Origin of the sequence: Helicobacter pylori (assembly GCF_014496965.1) — a bacterium.
In the GTDB taxonomy this organism is placed as follows: Bacteria; Campylobacterota; Campylobacteria; order Campylobacterales; family Helicobacteraceae; genus Helicobacter; species Helicobacter pylori_CZ.
Genome location: NZ_JACTCR010000007.1, coordinates 1 through 21,589, shown reverse-complemented (window position 1 = coordinate 21,589; position 21,589 = coordinate 1). Strand labels below are relative to the sequence as shown.

24 protein-coding genes are annotated in these 21,589 nt (G+C 39.0%); 10 read left to right on the top strand and 14 right to left on the bottom strand.

Annotated features, from left to right (window positions below; translation table 11 throughout):
- The first annotated feature begins 8 nt into the window (after nt 1-8).
- The 3 genes from guaB (at nt 9) to H7O61_RS03835 (ending at nt 2,827) form a co-directional block, all read left to right on the top strand.
- A complete protein-coding gene (gene guaB / locus H7O61_RS03845) occupies nt 9-1,454 on the top strand; it encodes an IMP dehydrogenase (RefSeq protein WP_187875194.1) in 1,446 nt (481 codons plus the stop codon).
- A gap of 121 nt (nt 1,455-1,575) precedes the next feature.
- Nucleotides 1,576-2,256, top strand: a complete 681-nt coding sequence (locus H7O61_RS03840) for a F0F1 ATP synthase subunit A (protein WP_000401209.1) — start codon at nt 1,576-1,578, stop codon at nt 2,254-2,256.
- 322 nt (nt 2,257-2,578) lie between these two features.
- Complete coding sequence (locus tag H7O61_RS03835; RefSeq protein ID WP_000790557.1) at nt 2,579-2,827, top strand: RNA-binding protein; 249 nt, start codon at nt 2,579-2,581, stop codon at nt 2,825-2,827.
- 220 nt (nt 2,828-3,047) lie between these two features.
- Here the strand turns inward: H7O61_RS03835 and H7O61_RS03830 are convergent, their stop codons facing one another.
- The 7 genes from H7O61_RS03830 to H7O61_RS03800 all read right to left on the bottom strand — a co-directional run bounded on the left by H7O61_RS03830 (nt 3,048) and on the right by H7O61_RS03800 (nt 9,444).
- Nucleotides 3,048-3,869, bottom strand: coding sequence for a glycosyltransferase family 25 protein (locus H7O61_RS03830; RefSeq protein ID WP_187875193.1), 822 nt, complete (start codon nt 3,867-3,869; stop codon nt 3,048-3,050).
- Between the two features lie 357 nt (nt 3,870-4,226).
- On the bottom strand, nt 4,227-5,162 hold the full coding sequence (gene trxB, locus H7O61_RS03825; RefSeq protein WP_000564424.1) for a thioredoxin-disulfide reductase: 936 nt from the start codon (nt 5,160-5,162) through the stop codon (nt 4,227-4,229).
- Between the two features lie 5 nt (nt 5,163-5,167).
- Nucleotides 5,168-5,488: a thioredoxin gene (trxA, locus tag H7O61_RS03820; RefSeq protein ID WP_000020206.1), complete on the bottom strand. Its 321-nt coding sequence runs from the start codon at nt 5,486-5,488 to the stop codon at nt 5,168-5,170.
- Nucleotides 5,489-5,576: 88 nt separating this feature from the next.
- A complete protein-coding gene (locus H7O61_RS03815; protein ID WP_001211718.1) occupies nt 5,577-5,921 on the bottom strand; it encodes a YraN family protein in 345 nt (114 codons plus the stop codon).
- Nucleotides 5,922-7,187 carry a homoserine dehydrogenase gene (locus tag H7O61_RS03810; protein ID WP_187875192.1) on the bottom strand — a complete coding sequence of 422 codons (1,266 nt, stop codon included), beginning with the start codon at nt 7,185-7,187 and terminating at the stop codon, nt 5,922-5,924. It lies immediately after the preceding gene.
- 10 nt (nt 7,188-7,197) lie between these two features.
- Nucleotides 7,198-8,982 (bottom strand): excinuclease ABC subunit UvrC, encoded by a 1,785-nt coding sequence (gene uvrC / locus H7O61_RS03805; RefSeq protein WP_187875191.1) that lies wholly within the window; start codon nt 8,980-8,982, stop codon nt 7,198-7,200.
- Complete coding sequence (locus H7O61_RS03800; protein WP_000437164.1) at nt 8,983-9,444, bottom strand: hypothetical protein; 462 nt, start codon at nt 9,442-9,444, stop codon at nt 8,983-8,985.
- Here H7O61_RS03800 and H7O61_RS03795 point away from each other — a divergent pair.
- Nucleotides 9,436-9,615, top strand: a complete 180-nt coding sequence (locus H7O61_RS03795) for a hypothetical protein (protein ID WP_000468793.1) — start codon at nt 9,436-9,438, stop codon at nt 9,613-9,615. The two genes, H7O61_RS03800 and H7O61_RS03795, sit on opposite strands and share 9 nt — an antisense overlap.
- A gap of 11 nt (nt 9,616-9,626) precedes the next feature.
- Here H7O61_RS03795 and egtV read toward each other — a convergent pair whose 3' ends face one another.
- The 7 genes from egtV to H7O61_RS03760 form a co-directional block, all read right to left on the bottom strand.
- The gene (egtV, locus tag H7O61_RS03790; RefSeq protein WP_187875190.1) at nt 9,627-10,268 is read right to left on the bottom strand and encodes an ergothioneine transport ATP-binding protein EgtV; all 642 of its coding nucleotides are present in this window, start codon (nt 10,266-10,268) and stop codon (nt 9,627-9,629) included.
- Between the two features lie 2 nt (nt 10,269-10,270).
- Nucleotides 10,271-11,941 (bottom strand): ergothioneine transport permease/ergothioneine binding protein EgtU, encoded by a 1,671-nt coding sequence (gene egtU / locus H7O61_RS03785; RefSeq protein WP_187875189.1) that lies wholly within the window; start codon nt 11,939-11,941, stop codon nt 10,271-10,273.
- Between the two features lie 113 nt (nt 11,942-12,054).
- The gene (locus tag H7O61_RS03780; RefSeq protein WP_000802458.1) at nt 12,055-12,492 is read right to left on the bottom strand and encodes a hypothetical protein; all 438 of its coding nucleotides are present in this window, start codon (nt 12,490-12,492) and stop codon (nt 12,055-12,057) included.
- A gap of 5 nt (nt 12,493-12,497) precedes the next feature.
- Nucleotides 12,498-13,271, bottom strand: coding sequence for a flagellar motor protein MotB (motB, locus tag H7O61_RS03775; RefSeq protein WP_079339018.1), 774 nt, complete (start codon nt 13,269-13,271; stop codon nt 12,498-12,500).
- Nucleotides 13,272-13,273: 2 nt separating this feature from the next.
- A complete protein-coding gene (gene motA / locus H7O61_RS03770; protein WP_000366185.1) occupies nt 13,274-14,047 on the bottom strand; it encodes a flagellar motor stator protein MotA in 774 nt (257 codons plus the stop codon).
- Between the two features lie 30 nt (nt 14,048-14,077).
- Nucleotides 14,078-14,830: a HesA/MoeB/ThiF family protein gene (locus H7O61_RS03765; protein WP_187875188.1), complete on the bottom strand. Its 753-nt coding sequence runs from the start codon at nt 14,828-14,830 to the stop codon at nt 14,078-14,080.
- Nucleotides 14,831-15,448 (bottom strand): MBL fold metallo-hydrolase, encoded by a 618-nt coding sequence (locus H7O61_RS03760; RefSeq protein ID WP_000404685.1) that lies wholly within the window; start codon nt 15,446-15,448, stop codon nt 14,831-14,833.
- Nucleotides 15,449-15,556: 108 nt separating this feature from the next.
- Here H7O61_RS03760 and H7O61_RS03755 point away from each other — a divergent pair, with 108 nt between their 5' ends.
- From H7O61_RS03755 to H7O61_RS03730, 6 genes are all read left to right on the top strand, one after another.
- Nucleotides 15,557-16,582 (top strand): class I SAM-dependent methyltransferase, encoded by a 1,026-nt coding sequence (locus H7O61_RS03755; protein ID WP_187875229.1) that lies wholly within the window; start codon nt 15,557-15,559, stop codon nt 16,580-16,582.
- A 460-nt stretch (nt 16,583-17,042) separates the two neighbouring features.
- Complete coding sequence (locus tag H7O61_RS03750; protein ID WP_187875187.1) at nt 17,043-17,369, top strand: dihydroneopterin aldolase; 327 nt, start codon at nt 17,043-17,045, stop codon at nt 17,367-17,369.
- Nucleotides 17,348-17,950 (top strand): 16S rRNA (guanine(966)-N(2))-methyltransferase RsmD, encoded by a 603-nt coding sequence (gene rsmD, locus H7O61_RS03745; RefSeq protein WP_187875186.1) that lies wholly within the window; start codon nt 17,348-17,350, stop codon nt 17,948-17,950. The genes H7O61_RS03750 and rsmD overlap by 22 nt, the downstream gene beginning before the upstream one ends.
- Nucleotides 17,951-17,958: 8 nt before the next feature.
- Nucleotides 17,959-18,510 (top strand): flagellar basal body-associated protein FliL, encoded by a 552-nt coding sequence (gene fliL / locus H7O61_RS03740; RefSeq protein ID WP_000797032.1) that lies wholly within the window; start codon nt 17,959-17,961, stop codon nt 18,508-18,510.
- A 6-nt stretch (nt 18,511-18,516) separates the two neighbouring features.
- Entirely contained in the window at nt 18,517-18,876 is a 360-nt protein-coding gene (gene acpS / locus H7O61_RS03735) for a holo-ACP synthase (RefSeq protein WP_187875185.1), read from the top strand.
- 194 nt (nt 18,877-19,070) lie between these two features.
- Nucleotides 19,071-21,467 (top strand): TonB-dependent receptor family protein, encoded by a 2,397-nt coding sequence (locus H7O61_RS03730; protein WP_187875228.1) that lies wholly within the window; start codon nt 19,071-19,073, stop codon nt 21,465-21,467.
- Nucleotides 21,468-21,589: the final 122 nt, after the last annotated feature.

Here is a 21,589-nt window from a genome sequence, read left to right as displayed (position 1 = left end):
GATAGAAAATGAGAATTTTACAAAGGGCTTTGACTTTTGAAGATGTGTTGATGGTGCCTAGAAAATCCAGCGTTTTACCTAAAGATGTGAGCTTAAAGTCTCGCCTGACCAAAAACATTAGTTTGAATATCCCCTTTATCAGCGCGGCTATGGATACGGTTACAGAGCATAAAACCGCTATCGCTATGGCACGCCTTGGAGGTATTGGCATCGTGCATAAAAACATGGATATTCAAACGCAAGTTAAAGAAATCACTAAGGTTAAAAAAAGTGAGAGCGGGGTGATTAATGATCCTATTTTTATCCATGCGCACAGGACGCTAGCGGACGCTAAAGTCATAACGGATAATTACAAGATTTCAGGCGTGCCTGTGGTAGATGATAGGGGGTTGTTGATTGGGATTTTAACCAACAGAGATGTGCGCTTTGAAACCGATTTGAGTAAAAAAGTGGGCGATGTGATGACTAAAATGCCTTTAGTTACCGCTCATGTGGGCATTAGTTTGGAAGAGGCTAGGGATTTGATGCACAAGCATAAGATTGAAAAATTGCCCATTGTGGATAAAGATAATGTTTTAAAAGGCTTGATCACGATTAAAGACATTCAAAAACGCATTGAATACCCTGAGGCCAATAAAGATGATTTTGGGAGGTTGAGAGTGGGGGCGGCTATTGGAGTGGGGCAGTTGGATAGGGCTGAAATGTTAGTTAAAGCTGGGGTGGATGCGTTGGTGCTAGACAGCGCGCATGGGCATTCAGCGAACATTTTACACACTTTAGAAGAGATTAAAAAAAGCTTAGTTGTGGATGTGATTGTGGGGAATGTGGTAACTAAAGAAGCCACAAGCGATTTGATTAGCGCAGGAGCGGACGCTGTTAAAGTGGGTATTGGGCCAGGAAGCATTTGCACCACTAGGATTGTGGCTGGAGTGGGAATGCCTCAAGTGAGCGCGATTGATAATTGCGTAGAAGTGGCGTCTAAATTTGATATTCCTGTGATTGCAGATGGAGGGATCCGCTATTCAGGCGATGTGGCTAAGGCTCTGGCTTTGGGGTCATCAAGCGTGATGATAGGCTCTTTACTCGCTGGCACAGAAGAATCGCCGGGGGATTTTATGATCTATCAAGGGAGGCAATATAAAAGCTACAGGGGCATGGGGAGCATTGGGGCCATGACAAAAGGGAGTTCTGATCGGTATTTTCAAGAGGGCGTGGCGAGTGAAAAATTAGTTCCAGAAGGCATTGAGGGGCGTGTGCCTTATCGTGGTAAGGTTTCGGATATGATTTTCCAATTAGTAGGGGGCGTGCGCTCTTCTATGGGGTATCAGGGGGCGAAAAATATTTTAGAATTGTATCAAAACGCTGAATTTGTAGAAATCACTAGCGCGGGGTTAAAAGAAAGCCATGTGCATGGCGTGGATATTACTAAAGAAGCCCCTAATTATTATGGGTGAATTTTAAAAGAAAACAAGACAAATCGTTAAAAAACTCGTTAAAAAGCTTGGTTTAATGAGTTTTTAAAACTTAATTGCTACAATTAAGGAAATTTTCAATAAGGCTTAGAGAAACTTTTTCATGGAACACAGAGTATTTACTATTGCTAATTTTTTTAGCTCCAATCATGATTTTATCACCGGGTTTTTTGTCGTTTTGACAGCGGTTTTGATGTTTTTCATTTCGCTTGGCGCGTCGCGCAAAATGCAGATGGTACCTATGGGTTTGCAGAATGTGTATGAGAGCATCATTAGCGCGATTTTGAGCGTGGCTAAGGATATTATAGGCGAAGAATTAGCCCGCAAATACTTCCCCCTAGCAGGCACGATCGCTTTGTATGTCTTTTTTTCTAACATGATAGGCATCATTCCTGGTTTTGAATCCCCTACGGCTAGCTGGAGTTTTACGCTGGTTTTAGCGCTGATTGTGTTTTTTTATTACCATTTTGAAGGCATTAGAGTGCAGGGCTTTTTTAAGTATTTCGCCCATTTTGCAGGCCCTGTGAAATGGCTCGCCCCCTTCATGTTCCCTATTGAGATCATCTCGCATTTTTCTAGGATCGTGTCTTTATCGTTTCGTTTGTTTGGGAATATCAAGGGCGATGACATGTTCTTGCTCATCATGCTTTTATTAGTGCCTTGGGCGGTTCCTGTAGCGCCTTTTATGGTGTTGTTTTTTATGGGGATTTTACAAGCTTTTGTTTTTATGATTCTCACTTATGTGTATCTGGCAGGGGCTGTTTTAACCGATGAAGGGCATTAAGCAATAACATTCTTGTTTGGCTTTAATATTGTTTTTTTAAAACTTTGTTTTATGGTAAAGCTTAAAAGGATAGGGGGTGGTTTTGAAACCATGTTCCCCTTATCCTTTGATAACGCTTTTTAAAATTACCGCTTGCGTGTGTAAGTTCTATTTTATTATCAATACCCAATTTTAATAGCTTTTATAATTTTTTAAGCAATCATTAGATAAAATCCACCATACTTCTGTTTTGGATGTGTTTGGGTTTTAGAAGTGTTACTTTTTTATAACTTTTTCATATTCTTATGGGTATGTTGTCATTTTTTTACCGGAGAATTTTATCTTGAAAAACATTTATGTAGGGAATTTGGTTTATAGTGCTACCAGTGAGCAAGTCAAGGAGCTTTTCAGTCAATTTGGTAAAGTTTTTAATGTCAAACTGATTTATGACAGAGAAACGAAGAAACCTAAAGGTTTTGGCTTTGTAGAAATGCAAGAAGAGGGCGTTAGCGAAGCGATTGCTAAATTGGATAATACGGATTTTATGGGCAGAACGATTAGGGTAACCGAAGCCAATCCTAAAAAGTCTTAATCTTAAAGCATTAGAAAATTAGAAAATAATTTTCTAATGCGTTTCATTCTCTTAATGCGTCTTATTTAGATTGCTTATAGAATCTAAAAGGGGTTAAAACCCTTTTAAAATCCACTTAAAATTTCAATCCATTTTTAAAAGCGATTAAATTTTATTTTTGTTCTAATCAAATAGGGACAACTAAAGCTTTAAAACGCTCTTTAGTATTTTTTATTATTAATTATACAAACTGCCAATATTTCAAATATTTAAAATGGAGTTCTCTCATTAAGGCGATTTTAGGGCTATAGGGTTCTTCTTTTCGCGCTATCGTAGAGATCTGCTCATCATCAGCGATCACAAAAGGTTGTAACACCAGATTTTTCACGCCATGGATAAAAGTAGCGTCCATTATCGTATCCACAGGAACAACCCATTTTCGGCTGCATTTTTTAAAAACTTTGGCAATCTTGGGCGTGATCACATAGCCTTGAGTCCCCACCCCATGACTATAAGCTTTAATGATCCCCACACGCTCTTGTATCTCGTGGCTTTTATGGCTCAACGGCTCACTTTTAACATTGGGGTCATATAATAAATGCATCAAACGCGCATAGCCTAGTTCTTGGATGTGTTTTTCTAAAAAATCCAAGCCCTCTTTAAAATCCTCTTTTAAGGTTATATCATCTTCTAAAATACAGATCGTTTCATTGAGTTCTATGCATTTTTCCCACAAGGAATAATGGCTCGCATAGCACCCAAGCTCCCCCAAGCTCATAAACTTCGCATGGTATTTTAGAGCGTAATAAAACTTAGAAACCTCACTGATAGGATTGGTTGTAATCCCCATGCCTTTGATGTTTTGCGTGATGAAATAAGGGTGTAAATGCTTTTTAACTAGGGGGTGCAACCCGCCTTCAAAAGTCTTGGAATAAATCGCATCAAAAATTTGCGCTTGGTGGTGGGTGGCGTTGATGCTATTGAGTAAAGTCGTGGTGTCTCTAAAAACCAAACCAAATTTATCGCACACTTTTTGATTTAAAGAAATGACAAAAACACGCAAAGCTTATACTCCCATAATTTTTAATAGAGTATATCGTTTTTAGGCTCTGTTTTACAATAAAACTCTTAAGAGAATAGGGGGTATTAAAATAGTTCTCCCCCCTACAACCCCCAACTAAATCCCCACAACCCCCTAAGGAGCGCTTTTTTGATTAAACAAGTTCTTTTATTATATTGATTGTAAAAAATGTTTTGAGCGTTTTTAAATTTTGTGATCAATATTTAATTAAAACAAAGCAAGAGAACGAAATCGCATTGCAACTAAACAAAAAACTAAAATACCTTACAAGCTTTGAAAATCCAATGAATGTTTGAAGCGAGAACTCATAACCCTAAAATCTAGGGCTATAAGCCTGATTTAATGGTGTTCTAAATAAGAAATCACGCTTAAAGCCGCCGTAGCACCATCGCTTGCAGCACAAACCACTTGCTTAGGGGCAAAAATGCGAATATCTCCTGCCGCAAACAAGCCTTGAACATCCGTCTTCATGGAAAAATCCACGACAATAGAGCCGTATTCATCGCATTCGCATAGCATGGAGTTATCTTCTTGTTTCAACACAGCGTTATTCACATCATAACCCACAAAAATAAAAAACCCCGGCACGATTAATTCTCTTGTTTCATTAGTGGCTGTGTTTTTAATGCTTAAAGAAGACACGCCAGAAGCATCGCCCTTGATTTCTTCCACCACATAAGGGGTTAAAAACTCAATCTTATCATTGTTTTTGGCATGCTCTAAAGTGATAGGCGCGCACCTAAAACCATCTCTTCTGTGGATGAGATAGACTTTTTTGCAGATGTTGGCTAGATAAATCGCCTCTTCTACGGCGGTATCGCCTCCACCAAGCACCGCTACTTCTTTATTTTTGTAAAAGAAGCCATCGCATGTCGCGCAAGTGCTAACGCCTTTACCCCAATACTCTGACTCACCCTTGATGCCTGTGCGTTTAGGGCTACCACCAGTAGCGATAATCACGCTTTTAGCTTCAAAAGTCTTGCCATCTTCTGCCAAAATAACAAAATGAGAGTCTTTTTTAGAAACCCTTTGAACAGCGGTCATTTCATGCTTTAAACCAAAGCGGAAGCACTGCTCTTGCCATGGTTGCATGAAATCCAATCCGCTCACCACTTCCTTAACGCCCGGATAATTTTCAATCTCACTACTGCCAGTGATTTGCCCCCCAGGCATTCCTTTTTCAAATAAAACGGCGTTTTTAACACCGCCCCTAGTGGCATAAAGCCCCGCACTCAAACCTGCAGGACCACCTCCAATAATCGCGCAATCTATCATGGCTACTAGCCTAGAAGTTTGTTCAATTGCTCTTTTAAAGCAACTTTAGTTTGCACACCCACCAACTGATGGACGACTTCGCCATCTTTTGTGAATAAAAGCGTAGGAATGCTTCTAATCCCAAATTTCGCACTCAATTCTTCTTGCTCATCGGTATTGACTTTACAAATCTTAGCCTTACCTTGATATTCGCTAGCTAATTCATCAATCACAGGGGATAGCATCTTGCAAGGACCACACCATGGCGCCCAAAAATCCACTAACGCAACCCCTTTTTTAATGGTGCTTTCAAAATTTTCTTCAGTTAATTCAATATAGTGACTCATTGGTTACTCCTAAATATATGATTTTGATTAACGAGAATTATATTAGCTTAAGAATGTTAATGAAAACGCATTGATTTTGGATAAAAATCTAAAAAGTGATATTTTCTAAAAGCTCAAATTTACCATTTTTCACAATAAGAGCGTCAATGCAAAAATCGCTATTGGGATCTTTTTGGGACAAATAACAGCGGATCGTTTTGATCATCTTTTTTAATTTACTCGGCGTGATCGCATAAATGGGATCAAAATTTTCCCCGCTTTTGACTTCAATGAAATGCAAAACTCCTTTTTTCAAAGCGATAATATCAATTTCGCCAAATTGTGAAAAAAAATTCCTCTCCACCATTTCAAAACCCAGCGTTTTTAAAAATCCGCAAGCTTCTTCTTCAGCCTTTAAGCCCTTTTCTCTATGTTTGTTATTCAAAAAGCGCATTCAATTTTCCAAACGGATCATTTTAGGGGTATCCAACACGCTTTGTAAATTTTCAAGCTCTTTAAGGGCGTTCAGCATAGATTTTTCGTTGGTGGTGTGCGTGGAAAATAAGATTTTAGCCTTGTTGGAATGCGGGATTTCTTTTTGTAAGACATTGTTGAGCGAAATATCATTTTGGGCTAAAATCGCGCTAATTTGAGAAAAAACCCCTTTTTCATCGCTCACCAACAAGCGCGCATAATAAGCGCATTGGATTTCTTCTTTGGGTTTTAGGGGGAGTTTTTGAGGGGTTTCAAAGCCTAGCATTAGAGAGCTTTTTTTCCTTGCGATTTCTATAATATCGCTAATGACCGCGCTTGCGGTAGGCTCTCCTCCAGCCCCAGCCCCATAATACAAAGTCTCGCCCACCTTATCCCCTATAACGCTGATAGCGTTCATCACCCCATCCACTTTAGAGAGCATGCATTCATTTTTAATCATGCTTGGATGCACCCTTAATTCAATACAATCTGGGTGTTTTTTAGCGATGCCTAAAAGTTTGATGCTATAACCAAATTCTTTAGCAAACTCCATGTCGTCTGGCTCTATTTTTTCAATGCCTTCAATTAAAATTTCTTCTAATTTCGCATCAATGCCATACGCTAAAGACGCTAAAATCAACAATTTGTGCGCCGCATCAATGCCTTTAATGTCAAATTCAGGGTTCAATTCCGCATAGCCTAAACGTTGTGCGTCTTTTAAGGCGTCCTTAAAGCTCGCTTGATTTTTAAACATCTGGCTTAAAATGTAATTGCTCGTGCCGTTTAAAATCCCTTTAAAAGAAAGGATGTGATTAGCGCTCAAGCCGTCTTTTAAAGCCTTGATAATGGGGATACCCCCGCACACGCTCGCTTCAAAGCCTATGGGGGTGTTTTTAGCGGTTTGCTCTAATTCATAGCGGTGATACGCTAACATGGCTTTATTGGCTGTAACGAAGGCTTTTTGTTTGGCTAAAGTTTTTTTAGCTAAAAGATAAGGCGCTTCCACCCCACCCATAAGCTCCACGACAATATCAATCTCTTCATCTTCTATCAAGCTTTCTAAATCATTACTGATTTCAAAAGGATAGCCTTTGTGTTTTTTCACGTCTCGCACCACCGCTTTTTTAATTTTAATTTCCACGCCGGCTCTGTCTTTGATGATTTCTTGATTTTCTTGTAAGATTTTAGCGACCGCGCTCCCCACACACCCTAAACCCACAAGCCCTATATTCAATCTTTTTTTCATGTCTTTTCCTTTAAATTCGTTTTTTTAAAACAGCGTTTTTTTCCTGCTCGCTCGCTTTTTCTATCGCTTCAAAACTCCCAAAATAATCCAATAATTTTTTCACGCTGGCTTCTCCTATGCCCTTTTCTTTTAAAAGAGCGATTTGTTTCATGTTTTTAAGTTTAGTGGTTCTGTGGAAGTTTATCGCATACCGGTGGCTTTCATCGCGCAATTTTTGCACCCACTGCAAGCGTTTGTCGCTAGGGAGCAATTTAAAAGTATTGTTAGGCGTATGGATAATGTCTTTAGCGCCCCCTTTAGAACGATAAGCTTTAGAATCCCTTTTTTCTTTAGAAATAGCGATCACTTCTACAAAACTCCCGCTGCTTTTTAAAATTTCTAAAGCGATGTTTAATTGCGCCCTCCCTCCATCTATCACCCACAAATTAGGCGGTGGCTCTTTGGCAAAGTCTAAAGCCCTTCTGGTGAGCAATTCGCTCATTTGATCGTATTCGTTAGAGCCTTTTAAATGGTAGCGCCGATAAGAGTTTTTTTGAAATGCATTATTTTCATACACGACCATTCCCCCCACGCATTGGCTGTTGGCATGGTGGCTTGTGTCAAAGATTTCCACCCTATACGGCACGCACTCTAAATTGAAAAGCGATCGCGCTTCTTCTAAAATCAGATCTTCATTAGAGGTTTTTTCTTGGCTAAAAATCTCTTGAGCGTTTTTCATAGCGATTTCTATTAAAGCGAGCTTGTCGCCTTTTTTAGGAATGCTAAGAGCGATTTTTTTAGAGTATTGATGAGAGATAAACTCTTGCAATTCTTTAAGCGTTTCATTAGAGCAAGCGCTCAATAAGATCTGTTCAGGCATCAAAGGCAAATGCGATTGGTAATGATTGATAATGGCTTGTTTCATCGCTTCATCGGTGTCAAACCCATTAAGGGAGTGGATTTTTTCAAACGCTGAAGAGATGATTTTACCCCCACGCATAAACATTTTCACTAACACCGCTTTATTGCTTGCGCCATAAAAAGCAAAAATATCCAAATCATAGAGTTTGGCTAAATCCATGCAAGTGAAAGGGGCGATTTTTTGGATTTTAGCAATCCTATCCCTGTAAATTAGGGCTTCTTCAAAACGCAAATTGCTAGAAAGGCGCTCCATTTTTAATTCAAGCTCTTTGATGAGCCTGTCTTTATTTTCAATCATTTCTAAACATTTTTTAGCGATTTTTAAATACTCTTCTTTGGTGATTTTATTCTCGCATGGGGCTTTACAACGCTCTATTTGATAAAACATGCATGCCTTTTTATCCTTGATGCAATTTTTCTTTTGAACCAACGGGAGCAACTCATACAAGCTGTCTAAAATATCCTTAGCCCCGCTCGTAAAAGGGCCAAAATATTTAACGCCAGGCTGTTTTAAGATTTTTCGTGTGATTAAAGGGATAGGGAAATCAGTGGAAAAATCCATGTAAATATAAGGGTAAGTTTTATCGTCTCTTAAAAGAATGTTGTATTTAGGCTTGAGCTGCTTGATCAAAGAATTTTCCAAAATCAAAGCGTCTTGCTCGTTTTCCACTAAAATGGTTTCTAAAAAAGCGATTTGCTTGACCATCATTTGGATGCGTAAGCTAGCGCGATGATTGGGCGTGATTTCATTATTATGGATAGAAAAATAGCTTTTGATGCGCTTTTTTAAGTTTTTCGCTTTACCGATATAGAGTAATTGGCGGTTTTTATCAAAATATTGATACACCCCACTGCTATTAGAAAGGTTTTTCAAACTGGACAATAAATCAGCCATTCATTCCTCAAAAAAACTGCGTTGGTAGTGGATCAAAGCGCGCGCTTTTTCAAAACATTCATGCAAACGAGCGTCTTTAATGGGGTTATGGAACAACCCTAAAGCGCTAGGGCGAAAAAAACGGGCTTGTTTTTTAATGGGGGCATAAAAATTGGCTTTTTCTAAGGAATCTTTAGGCACATAACCTAAAATTTCTAATGCACTAAATTCATCAAACCCATAAGCATGCCCTTGCGTGTTTAAAAAATGGCTGATTTCTTTAGCGAATCGCTGGTTAAATTCCTTAGAAGCCCAAAGATCTTTAAACGCAAAAAGCAATTTAGAGTCTTTTATGAAGATAAAAAGCAAATTTTCTTGTAAACTTAAAGGCATAAAAACCTTAAGCTTTTTGAGTTTCAAAAGAGTTTCAAGCTTTTTATAAGACTTTTTTTGAATGAGTAAGGAGAAAATATTTTGTTCCATAAACTGATCTTAACATGCTTTTTAACGCTTGTGGCAATAACGATTCAAGCTTGTGGCTATAAAGCCCCCCCATTCAATGAAAAACCCGCTAAAAAAACTTCAAACAGCTCTAATTCTTCTATGCAAACGCCCACTAACAACACCACGCCAGAATTTTTAAACGAGCCTTAAAATCATTGCCCTTATTTAAGGGCTTTGATTTCTAGGGTTTTTGTGGCTAACTTTTGCGCCTCTTCCTCATCATGCGTTACCATAATGAAAGTAGCACAAGAATTTTGGTGTATTTCTTTGATGAGATCTTGCAAATTCTTACGATTAAAACTATCTAAAGCGCTAAAAGGCTCATCTAATAAAATGAGTTCTGGCTTGTGGATAATCCCCCTAATAATGCCCACTCTTTGGGCTTGCCCCCCACTCAATTCATTAGGGAATTTATCCATAAGGCTCTCCTCTAACCCCATTTTTAACGCTAAGGCTTTGGCTTCTTTTTGAGCGGCTTGTTTGTTTATGCCTTGTAAATTAAGGCAAAAGGTCATGTTTTGCAGAGCGTTTAAATGAGAAAATAAGGAATTGCCTTGAGCGATATAGCCTATTTTTTGGCGTAAAAAAGCGTTGTTTGAAAGGGTCTCATTAAAGATTTTAACGCTCCCAAGATTAGGTTTTAAAAGCCCTAAAATCAAGCCTAAAAGCGTGCTTTTACCGCTCCCGCTCTCCCCTAAAACGCATAAAAAATCCCCTTTTTCAATGCTTAAATTAAAATCCTTAAAAATAGCGCGATTGTGGTAGTTAAAAGACACATTCTCTATTGTAACGATTTCTTTCATGCTTATAACCCTATGCTTTCTAAAAAATCTTTAGCTACGATTTTAGGGCTTTTTTTCAACACTTCCACCTGATAGTTTAAATCCTGCATTTTTTCATCGCTAATTTTTGAATCCAATTTTTCTAAGATTTTTAAGGCTTCTGGATACTTTTTTATCATTTCTTTTCTTATAACAATACCGGCTTGATAATTAGGGAAAAACCCTTTATCGTCCTTAAGCACCTTTAAATCCAACTCTTTGATTTGAGCGTCTGTGGTGAAGACATCTAAAGCGTTGATTTTATGGGATTCAAAACTCTTATAACGCAAATTAATATCCATTTCATGCAAACTTCTAAAATGAAAGCGATAAGCTTTCACTAAGCCCTTAAAAGCGTCCTCTCTTTCAAAAAAGTCAAACTCTGCTCCAAAATCAAAATTCGGGCTATGAAAGGCTAAATCGCTGAAAGTTTCAATCGTGTATTTTTGAGCGTCTTCTTTAGAAATCGCTAAAGAATAGGTGTTATTAAAGCCCAAAAGCCCCACCCACAAAAGATTAAACTCCTTCTCATAACGCTTTTTAATCGTTTCAAAATCCACTTTTTGAGTCAAAGGGTTTTTGAGCGTGTTCACCCAAGCGGTGCCGGTGTATTCCACATACAAATCAAAATCGCCCCTAATCAATGCCGGATGGATATTCATCGTCCCCCCACCAATGCCAAACGCCCGCTTGATAGGGATATGGTGTTTTTCTAACAAAAGGCTTAAAATCTCGCCCAAAATATACTGCTCACTGCTAGGTTTTGTGGCCACGACTAAGGGCTTTTCTTCTATGGCACTTCTAGGAATGAGCCATAAAGCGCTCGCTAGCAATAAAAAAAGAAACACCGCTAAATTAATATAAACTCTTCTTTTTTGTTTTTGGGTGGCGTTTTGAGAAAATAGGCGTTGCAAAGCGTTTTCATGCTGAAAGACGCTCACAAATTTATCCGCTAAAACACTAAAAAGAGCTATGATCAAACTACCCGCCACTAAAAGCGTGGTGTTTTGCGTGTTTAGCCCTCTAAAAATCGCCTGCCCTAAGCCCCCAGCCCCAATGAGCGCTCCGATCCCAGCCATCGCCACTAACATCACCACCGCAATCCTTAAACCCACTAAAATTTGGGGGATAGCGAGCAAGAAGTACACCCTAAAAAACAACTCTTTGGGGTTACACCCTAGCCCAATAGCGGCCTTAATCACCTCTTCTCTCACCTCTTTTAAAGCGTTATAAGTGCTATGGACAATGGGTAACAAGCCGTATAAGACCAACACCAAAAGCGCGTTTTTTAACCCCACCCCAATCACAGGAATGAATAACGCGAATAACGCCAGCGATGGGATGGTGTAGAGGAAATTCACCACAGGGAGCAAAAACGCCCTAGCCTTTGAGTTATAAAACACAAAAACCCCAATCAAAACCCCAAACACCAACACGAGAAGACTAGAAAGCGCAACGATGATAAAATGCTGCGCGATCAAATCTATAAAATAAATGAAGCGATCATGAAATTCTTTTATCAAATATTTTACCACGCTTATTTTTAACGCCATAGCAACCAAATGCTGGATAACCATATCTATAGAATGGATCAACCATTCATACAATTCATACAATTCTTTGATCAATTGTTTAAAAACGCCCATGCCTAGCATTATAACCAAACTTATTTGATATAAAAAGGTTTTTCTTAATTGGGTTTAAATCAAATTTTTACCATCAACAATAAGCGTAAACTTTTTTAAAACAAAGCCAAAAACCAATCAAATTAAAACTGAAAGGTGCGTTTGCCTAAATTGGTGCTAACTTCTATCCATAGCGGCTGGTTTTCGCATAAAATTTCATAAGCTACGCTTTGATTCCTCACTAAAGAAACGCTTTTAGGCGTGGGGTAGAGCGAGCAAGAACGCCCTTGATTGATGTCAATCTTTAAAATAACCACGCTCTCCACTACAGCGCTCACTTTCAAATAATACGACTCCCTAGCCCCTTGCCATTCTAAATAGGGCGTTTCTTGGGGGACAATCTCTAACGCCACTAAAGGGCTTTGAGCCAGTTTCAAGCGCGTTTTTTGCTCCTGCTCTTTCAATTCTTGTTCCCTGTTGATCCCTTTATCAATCAAATCAAAAAGGTTTGAAGAAGCGTCCTTCTCTCTAGCAATAAGGCTCGCTAACAACAAAAAGATTAACAAAAAAATTGGTTTCATGCGATTCATTCTTGCTGTTTGTGGGGATTGAATTCTTCATCTAAAATAGAATGGATCTTACTCAAATCGTTCGCATCGGTTGAAAAAAAGATTTCCACACGATTGTTTTTCATTCTGTTTTCTAGGGAGTCATTAGGCGCGATAGGGTTTGTGGATCCGTAAGAAGAAAAAGACAATTGGTTAGGATTTACGCCGTATTGTATGAGGACTTTCATCACCCTATAAGCACGATTGGCGGCTAATTCATAATGGCTTTTAAAACGGGTTTTAATTAAAGGCGTGTCGTCTGTAAAACCTCTCACATTAATATGCACCCTTTTAGGGAGTTTTTGAATGATTTTAGCGATCCGTTCAAGATAAAGCATCATGTCTTGATTGATAGCATCTGATGTAGCGTTTTCAAACAGCAAACTAGAGGGGAGCTTTAAAACAGAGCCTTGATCAATTTGCTCTAAAACACTGCCTTCGCCTTTGCGAGCGATAGTGGCTTTTGTTTCGGTATTTTGCGAAGCCGGTTTGGAGCTTTCGCTCGCCATTTGCTCTTCTTCTTTCCCTGAATCAGGGGGGATCACTAAAACCGGCTGCATCGCCTCTGGCTTTGGGGCGTAATTAAAAATCTTAATAAATTCGGTTTTTAGGGCTTCCACTTTGGATTTATTGACCGCTGAAATGGCATAAAGAGCGATAAAAAGCGCGAGCAACAACGACAAAAAGTCCGCATAAGGAACCGCCCATTTTTCACCGGCGGGGCATTCGGTGGGTTTGTTTTTCTTAGCCATCTTTAGCCCTCAAATTGAGATTTTTTAGGCTCACCGGGAGCGATGTAGTTTAAGAGTTTGTTTTCTAAATCCCTTGGATTCTCCCCATTAGCGATGCCTAAAATCCCCTCTAAAAGAACGGTTTTTTCTTTGATAATGTCTTTAGACTTAGCCTTGAGCTTATGCCCAAAAGGGCCAAAAATCGCATAAGAACACATAATCCCTGTAACAGTAGCCGTAAATGCCCCAGCGATCCCTGCTGCCATTTCAGCCGGGTTGTCTAGTTTTTGCAAGGCTAGCATAAGCCCCATAACCGCCCCCACTAACCCCATAGTAGGAGCGGTCTCACCGGCCGTCTCCCAATAATGAGCGGCGCCGTGGTAATACTCTTCCATTTCTTCAATGCTGATTTCTAAGCTTTCCTTAACGGATTTTAAATCCTTGCCATCTATGATCATAGACAAGCCGTTACGGGTGAAATCGTCTTCAATTTGCGCCACTCGCCCCTCCAAACTCAACACCCCATCTTTTCTAGCCAGAGTGGCTAATTCCACTAAATTTTTAATGGTTTCGTTCAAATTGATTTTAGGGTTTAAAAAAACAATTTTTATCTCTTTGTAAGCGGCTTTCACGTAACGAGCATGCGTGCCTGTCATGGCGGCAAAAAGCGAAGTAGGCACGATGATAATGACTGAACTCAAATGGATAATGTGCAACGGGTTACCATCTTCTAAAATATCGCCTAACGAAATAGAAGCGACCGCCAATACCAAGCCTAGTATGGTTGATAAATCCAAAACTTACCCCTTAATCTAAATTTCATAATCTTATAAATGCGTGATTTTATGCGTGCCACAAACCCTACAATCAGGGTTTTTGGGTGCTTGAATTTTTTTAAAATCCATCGTTTTAATATCGGCTATAAGTAAAGTATTTATAAGTAAAGTTTCAAACCCTAAAAAATATTTAAGGCATTCGCTCGCTTGGATACACCCTAAAACCCCAGGTAAGACCCCAAAAAGTCCTGAAGTAGGATTTAATCCTTTTTTAGGGGGCTTATCAAAAACACACGCTAAGCATGCGCTATTAGGCAAAACGCTCATGCTTTGCCCCCTGTATTTTAAAACCCCGGCATGCGAATAGGGTTTTTGGGCCAACACGCAAGCGTCATTGATCAAAAATTTAGCGTTGAAATTGTCTGTAGCGTCTATGATAAAATCGTAAGGCTCTATGAGAGAAAGAGCGTTATGAGCCTTAAAGCGTTCTTCAAAAGCCTCTATTTCAATGCTAGCATTGAGTTGTTTTAAGCGCGCTTTCGCGCTAGAGGCTTTAGGTTGGTTTAAAAAATCCTGTGAATGGATGATTTGGCGTTGCAAATTACTCATATCTACTGAATCAAAATCCACAATGCCTATTTTTCCTATCCCAGCGGCGCACAAATACATCAAAACCGCTGAGCCAAGCCCTCCGGCTCCAATGACTAAAACGCTAGATTTTAAAAGCTTCAATTGGCCTTCTTCGCCCACATCTTCTAGCATGATATGGCGCAAATAACGCTCTTTTTCTAGCCGGCTTAACAATTAAGCCATCCTTGAAACCCAAATTTTAGAATGCTCTCTTTCGGCAAAAAAACTTGTCTTATCCCCATGCCCTGGATAAATTTCTATGTCTTTTGGGAAATCTAAATTTTGAAACCTTAACAAGGACTCTTTCATGTCTTTTTCATTAGAATAAGGGAAATCATAACGGCCAATGCTGCGATAAAAAATAAAATCCCCGCTAAAAATCACCCCTTCAATTTCTATGATAGAGCAACCGGGCGTGTGTCCGGGAAAATGCCAGTATTTAATGGTAGTGTTTGCTATCTCTAAAGTGGTGCAACCCTTATTGCAAGGCACGCTAAAATTGGGGCTAAAAACCGGCATGCCCAAATGGAAAATATCATTTTCTAGCATAAAAACATCGTCTTTTGGGGCGTAAATGGGGGTGTCTTTAAGGGCTTTTGACAATTGAGCACTATCCCATACATGATCATAATGCCCATGCGTGATTAAAATCGCCTTAGGGTTTTTAGCGTTTTCTAACACCCATTCGCTGCTAGAAAATCCGGGATCAATAATAAAATCTATCCCACTAGAAAGCTTCACAATATAGGCGTTTTCTTCCACCGCCCCGCATTCTCGCCTTAAAATTTCCACACTCTAAACTCCCTTCAAACTAGCCTAAAAAGTCATTATGATTGAATATCATAGCGCAAAAATAAGGCGATTTTGACTAGAATAGCGCTTCTATTATTGTTGGTTGAGATGAGTTTGAATGAAAGGAAAATCGTGCGTTCGTTTGGGAATTACATGCAAGAGTGGCTTTATGGCGAAAAAGGGTATTACCGAAAAGCGCTAATCGGTCCAAAAGGGGATTTTTACACTTCGGTGTCTTTGAGTAAGTTTTTTGGAGGCGCTGTTGCGTTTTATATCATCAAGCTTTTAGAAGAAGAAAAATTATTTTTGCCTTTAAAAATTGTAGAAATTGGCTCTCATCATGGGCATTTTTTGAGCGATATAGCCAGTTTTTTAAACGCTTTGAGCGTGGGCGTAATGGAAAAATGCGAGTTTGTCAGCTGTGAGCCTTTAAAGGAATTGCAAAAACTCCAACGAACTATTTTCAAACAAGCCACGCAATTGGATTTGATGATCTGCGATCTGAAAGATCTAGATTTCAAGGGGCATGAAAGCGCGTTTGTTGTCTCTAATGAATTGTTTGACGCGTTCGCTTGCGAGATTGTTAAAGACAATCAAATGCTTTTTATCACCCATGATCATCAGGGCGTTTGGGGCGGTATTGATGAACCCACTAAAGAACTTCTTAAAAATTTGAATTTAAAACAAGGGTGCGCGCCGTTGTTTTTAGAGGCTTTTATTAAGGATTTGTTAGAGAAATTGAATGAGGCTTCTTCTTGGGTGTTTTTGAGCTTTGATTATGGCGATGAAATGGAGCGAAAAGACATGCATTTAAGGGCTTTTAAAAACCACCAAGCGCTGGATTTTAAGGATATTTTAAACCATCTGGCTTCTTTGTATCAGCAAAGCGATCTGACCTATGATGTCAATTTTTCTTTGGTGCGCTTTTTGTTTGAAAAACACCACGCAAAATTTTCATTTTTTAAATCGCAGGCTAACGCTTTGCTGGATATGGGGCTTATGGGATTGTTGGAAATATTTTCAAAGAGCGTGGGTTATGAAAGGTATTTGAAAGAAGCGGCTAAAATCAAGCCCCTAATTAGCCCTGGGGGTTTGGGGGAGCGTTTCAAGGCGTTAGAGTTCGTGAAAAAATAAAATATAAAAAAATGATCAAAAGTATTTTTACAATTTAATAACAAAGAGCTTGCGTATTTTTAAAGGGGTGATTGGTATCTTGGATTTTTAGAATGTTAAATACTAAGCATTTACTATGAAACACTACGCTCTCAAGTTTAGTTTGTGTGAAAAGCTGAGAGAGACTGACTTATTTTCTCAATCAAGGTAAGAGCGTCAAGGCATTTTAAATGAAAAAGTTTATTAAAATGCTAAGTTATAGTAAAGAAGGAAGGAATATTTTTGCCTTTTGCTCTTACCTTCGCCGAGCATTATACCAAAAAAAAAAAACGATGTTATTTGAACTTTATTTTTAACATTATTTTTTTCTTTTTTAAAATGAAACAATTTTTGATCGTATTTATTTAAGATTGGTATTAAAAAGAAAGAATTGCTATAATTTAAAACAATTTAAATCTATTGATGGGATAAAAGGGGTTTTTTGAAAATTTTTCTTTCTTGCAAGTCTTTGTTGATTCAAAGGAGTTTGGAATTTTATTTGAGCGATTGCCTCTCTTCTGTGGAAGTTTGCGACTTTGTTTTAAGCGATGATGAAACGCTAGAGATTAATAAGCCTCTATGCTTTATAGAAGAGCGCTTAAGAAAGCCTTTCACTAAACAGAGCGTGAAAGAAGATATAAAAAATTTTTATCACGCTTTAAAGACGAGCGAAAAACCTTGCGAAGAAATCCGATTTTCTAAAGAGCAAAAGATCCAGCAATTGCTAGAAGAATACACCCACAAATTATGCCAAATCATCAGCCAGTAAAAAAATTTAAGATTATTGGGGGGGCTTGTAAGGGATTGGGCTTGAATTTGCCTAAAATTTCTAGCACGCGCCCCACGAAAGCGATCGTAAGAGAGTCGTTTTTTAACACCCTGCAAGCAGAAATTAAAGGAGCGCATTTTATAGAAGTGTTTTCAGGCAGTGCTTCTATGGGTTTAGAGGCTTTGAGTAGGGGAGCTAAAAGCGCGGTGTTTTTTGAGCAAAACAAAAGCGCTTATGCCACGCTTTTAGAAAATATTTCCCTTTTTAAAAACCGCTTGAAAAAGGAAATGGAAATTCAAACCTTTTTAGATGACGCTTTCAAGCTTTTGCCCACGCTGTGTTTAAAAAATGGCGTTTTGAATATTATCTATTTGGATCCTCCTTTTGAAACAAGCGGGTTTTTAGGGATTTATGAAAAGTGTTTTCACGCTTTAGAAAGGTTATTAAACCGCTCTCATTCAAAAAATCTTTTAGTGGTTTTTGAGCATGAAAGCCTGCATGAAATGCCTAAAAGTCTTGCAACTTTAGCTATAATCAAACAGAAAAAATTTGGGAAAACCACTTTAACTTATTTTCAATAGGAATAGGCATGGCAGAAGAACAAGAAAATACCGCGCAACAACCCCAAAAAAAAAGCAAAGCCCTTTTATTTGTCATTATTGGAAGCGTGTTAGTGATGCTTTTATTGGTGGGGGTGATTATCATGCTGCTTATGGGGAATAAGGAAGAATCTAAAGAAAACGCTTCTAAAAACACCCAAGAAGTTCAAGCTAATCCTATGGCGAACAAAAATCAAGAGGCTAAAGAAGGCTCTAATATCCAGCAATACCTGGTGCTTGGGCCTTTGTATGCGATTGATGCGCCTTTTGCGGTGAATTTAGTCTCTCAAAATGGCAGACGCTACCTTAAGGCTTCCATTTCGCTAGAATTGAGTAATGAAAAGCTTTTGAATGAAGTCAAGGTTAAAGACACAGCAATTAAAGACACGATTATAGAAATTCTATCGTCTAAAAGCGTGGAAGAAGTGGTTACTAACAAAGGCAAAAACAAGCTTAAAGACGAGATTAAGAGCCATTTGAATTCGTTTTTGATTGATGGTTTTATTAAAAATGTCTTTTTCACTGATTTTATCATCCAATAATTTTAAATGATTGGCATAGATATTGTCTCTATTACTAGGGTAGAAAAGTGCGTGAAACGCTTTGAAATGAAGTTTTTAGAGCGTTTTTTATCGCCAAGCGAGATTGTTTTATGCAAGGATAAATCCAGCAGTATCGCCGGGTTTTTCGCGCTTAAAGAGGCTTGCTCTAAAGCCCTTCAAGTAGGCATTGGCAAGGAATTGAGCTTTTTAGATATGCGTATTTCTAAAAGCCCTAAAAACGCCCCCTTAATCACCCTTTCTAAAGAAAAAATGGATTATTTTAACATCCAAAGCTTGAGCGCGAGCATCAGCCATGACGCTGGTTTTGCGATAGCGGTTGTGATGGTTTCTCCGTCAAATTTATAAATAACGCACCCTAAAACCCCCATAACATCCTGTTTTTAAAAAAAACGCTTAGCGGCTATTTGCAAAAAAAAATAAAAACACTAAAAACTTTTTTCAAATCGTTTTGATAACAAATTGTAAATCAATAGAATCAAACTTCAAAATTTAAGTTAACTATAATAATTATTTTTATAATATGCATCGGTTTGAATTAAATAAGAAAGGTTATCATAATGAATGGTTATTTGAGGGTAAAAACCCCGTATTTTTTAGCGTCGGTCGTTTTGACTTTTTGGACTTTTAATTCTTTTATGAGCGCGAAAGATAAGCACCATTTTTTAAAAAAAGTTACAACCACCGAGCAAAAATTCAGTTCTAGCGCCCCGCTTTCATGGCAAAGCGAAGAGGTGCGTAATTCCACAAGCTCTCGCACGGTGATTTCCAACAAAGAACTCAAAAAAACGGGTAATTTGAATATTGAAAACGCTTTGCAAAATGTGCCAGGGATTCAAATCAGAGACGCTACAGGCACAGGCGTGTTGCCTAAAATTTCGGTGCGCGGTTTTGGTGGAGGCGGTAACGGGCATAGCAACACCAACATGATTTTAGTCAATGGTATCCCCATTTATGGCGCGCCGTATTCTAATATTGAATTGGCGATTTTCCCTGTAACTTTCCAGTCAGTGGATAGGATTGATGTGATTAAGGGGGGAACGAGCGTCCAATACGGCCCTAACACTTTTGGAGGCGTGGTGAATGTCATCACTAAAGAAATCCCAAAAGAGTGGGAAAATCAAGCGGCTGAAAGGATCACTTTTTGGGGGCGATCCTCTAATGGGAATTTTGTCGATCCTGAAGAAAAAGGCAAGCCTTTAGCCCAAACTTTAGGAAACCAAATGCTGTTTAACACTTATGGGAGAACGGCCGGGATGTTGGGTAAGTATATAGGCATTAGCGCTCAAGGCAATTGGATTAATGGGCAAGGTTTCAGGCAAAACAGCCCTACAAAGGTGCAAAACTACTTGTTGGATGCGATTTATAAGATCAATGCGACCAATACTTTTAAAGCCTATTACCAGTATTATCAATACAACTCTTACCATCCAGGCACTTTGAGCGCGCAAGATTATGCCTATAACCGCTTCATCAACGAGCGCCCTGACAATCAAGATGGAGGGCGAGCCAAACGCTTTGGGATCGTGTATCAAAATTATTTTGGCGATCCGGATAGGAAAGTGGGGGGCGATTTTAAATTCACTTATTTCACGCATGACATGAGCAGGGATTTTGGGTTTTCTAACCAATACCAAAGCGTGTATATGAGCAGTCAAAACAAGATTTTACCCTTTAAAGGCAAGGGGGAAATCAGCGCGACTAACCCTAATTGCGGTTTGTATTCTTATAGCGATACGAATAGCCCTTGCTGGCAATTTTTTGATCAGATCCGCCGCTTCGTGGTGAATGCCTTTGAGCCAAAACTCAATCTTATCGTCAATACCGGTAAAGTCAAACAAACTTTTAACATGGGAATGCGGTTTTTAACCGAAGATTTATACCGCCGATCCACCACCAGGAAAAACCCTAGCGTGCCTAATAATAGCAGTGGGTTTGATGCAGGAACTTCACTCAATAATTTCAACAATTATACCGCCGTGTATGTCAGCGATGAAATCAATTTCAATAACGGCATGCTAACGATCACGCCAGGCTTGAGATACACTTTTTTAAATTATGAAAAAAAAGACGCTCCTCCTTTTAAAGCGGGTCAAACCCCAAAAACCACGAAAGAACATTATAACCAGTGGAATCCGGCAGTCAATGTCGGCTATAAACCCATTAAGGATTGGTTGTTTTATTTCAACTATCAAAGAAGTTATATCCCGCCCCAATTCAGCAATATTGGTAATTTTACAGGCACAAGCACGGATTATTTTCAAATCTTTAATGTCATGGAAGGCGGCTCAAGGTATTATTTCAACAACCAAGTGAGTTTTAACGCGAATTATTTTGTGATTTTTGCGAATAACTATTTTACCGGGCGCTACGGGGACAACAGAGAGCCGGTCAATGCGAGGTCGCAAGGCGTGGAGCTGGAATTGTATTACACGCCAATTAGAGGGCTTAATTTCCATGCGGCTTACACTTTCATAGATGCCAATATCACCAGCCACACGATGGTCACTAACCCTGCTAATCCTAAAGGGCCTAAAAAAGATATTTTTGGCAAAAAGCTCCCTTTTGTAAGCCCACACCAATTCATTTTAGACGCGAGTTACACTTACGCCAAAACCACGATTGGGTTGAGTTCTTTCTTTTATAGCCGCGCTTATAGCGATGTGTTAAACACCGTGCCTTTCACAGAATACGCGCCCACGATTAAAAACGGGGCTATCACTACCAAAACAGCGGGCATGACGCCGTGGTATTGGGTGTGGAATTTGCAAATTTCTAGCGTTTTATGGGAACGCAAAAATCAAAGCGTCAATGCGAGCTTGCAGATCAATAACATTTTTAACATGAAATATTGGTTTAGCGGGATAGGCACTAGCCCTAACGGGAAAGAAGCCGCGCCTCCTAGAAGCATCACAGCGTATGTGAGCTATAATTTTTAAAACCACCCAAGCAGAAATCCCAAATATCTTTAGTGTTTGGGATGAATGCTTTAGTTCCGCTAGGAACTATATAAAAACCTTAAGTGAAACTAACCTTGATTTTCTATATACGCCTTGATAGT

What these genes read in the sequence shown, in the direction of transcription:
- trxA (WP_000020206.1), bottom strand. Translation starts at nt 5,488, where the DNA reads ATGAGTCACTATATTGAATTAACTGAAGAAAATTTTGAAAGCACCATT.
- fliL (WP_000797032.1), top strand. Translation starts at nt 17,959, where the DNA reads ATGGCAGAAGAACAAGAAAATACCGCGCAACAACCCCAAAAAAAAAGC.
- H7O61_RS03800 (WP_000437164.1), bottom strand. Translation starts at nt 9,444, where the DNA reads ATGGAACAAAATATTTTCTCCTTACTCATTCAAAAAAAGTCTTATAAA.
- H7O61_RS03780 (WP_000802458.1), bottom strand. Translation starts at nt 12,492, where the DNA reads ATGAAACCAATTTTTTTGTTAATCTTTTTGTTGTTAGCGAGCCTTATT.
- H7O61_RS03755 (WP_187875229.1), top strand. Translation starts at nt 15,557, where the DNA reads ATGAGTTTGAATGAAAGGAAAATCGTGCGTTCGTTTGGGAATTACATG.
- guaB (WP_187875194.1), top strand. Translation starts at nt 9, where the DNA reads ATGAGAATTTTACAAAGGGCTTTGACTTTTGAAGATGTGTTGATGGTG.
- egtU (WP_187875189.1), bottom strand. Translation starts at nt 11,941, where the DNA reads ATGCTAGGCATGGGCGTTTTTAAACAATTGATCAAAGAATTGTATGAA.
- egtV (WP_187875190.1), bottom strand. Translation starts at nt 10,268, where the DNA reads ATGAAAGAAATCGTTACAATAGAGAATGTGTCTTTTAACTACCACAAT.
- acpS (WP_187875185.1), top strand. Translation starts at nt 18,517, where the DNA reads ATGATTGGCATAGATATTGTCTCTATTACTAGGGTAGAAAAGTGCGTG.
- uvrC (WP_187875191.1), bottom strand. Translation starts at nt 8,982, where the DNA reads ATGGCTGATTTATTGTCCAGTTTGAAAAACCTTTCTAATAGCAGTGGG.
- H7O61_RS03810 (WP_187875192.1), bottom strand. Translation starts at nt 7,187, where the DNA reads ATGAAAAAAAGATTGAATATAGGGCTTGTGGGTTTAGGGTGTGTGGGG.
- trxB (WP_000564424.1), bottom strand. Translation starts at nt 5,162, where the DNA reads ATGATAGATTGCGCGATTATTGGAGGTGGTCCTGCAGGTTTGAGTGCG.
- rsmD (WP_187875186.1), top strand. Translation starts at nt 17,348, where the DNA reads ATGCCAAATCATCAGCCAGTAAAAAAATTTAAGATTATTGGGGGGGCT.
- H7O61_RS03815 (WP_001211718.1), bottom strand. Translation starts at nt 5,921, where the DNA reads ATGCGCTTTTTGAATAACAAACATAGAGAAAAGGGCTTAAAGGCTGAA.
- motB (WP_079339018.1), bottom strand. Translation starts at nt 13,271, where the DNA reads ATGGCTAAGAAAAACAAACCCACCGAATGCCCCGCCGGTGAAAAATGG.
- H7O61_RS03840 (WP_000401209.1), top strand. Translation starts at nt 1,576, where the DNA reads ATGGAACACAGAGTATTTACTATTGCTAATTTTTTTAGCTCCAATCAT.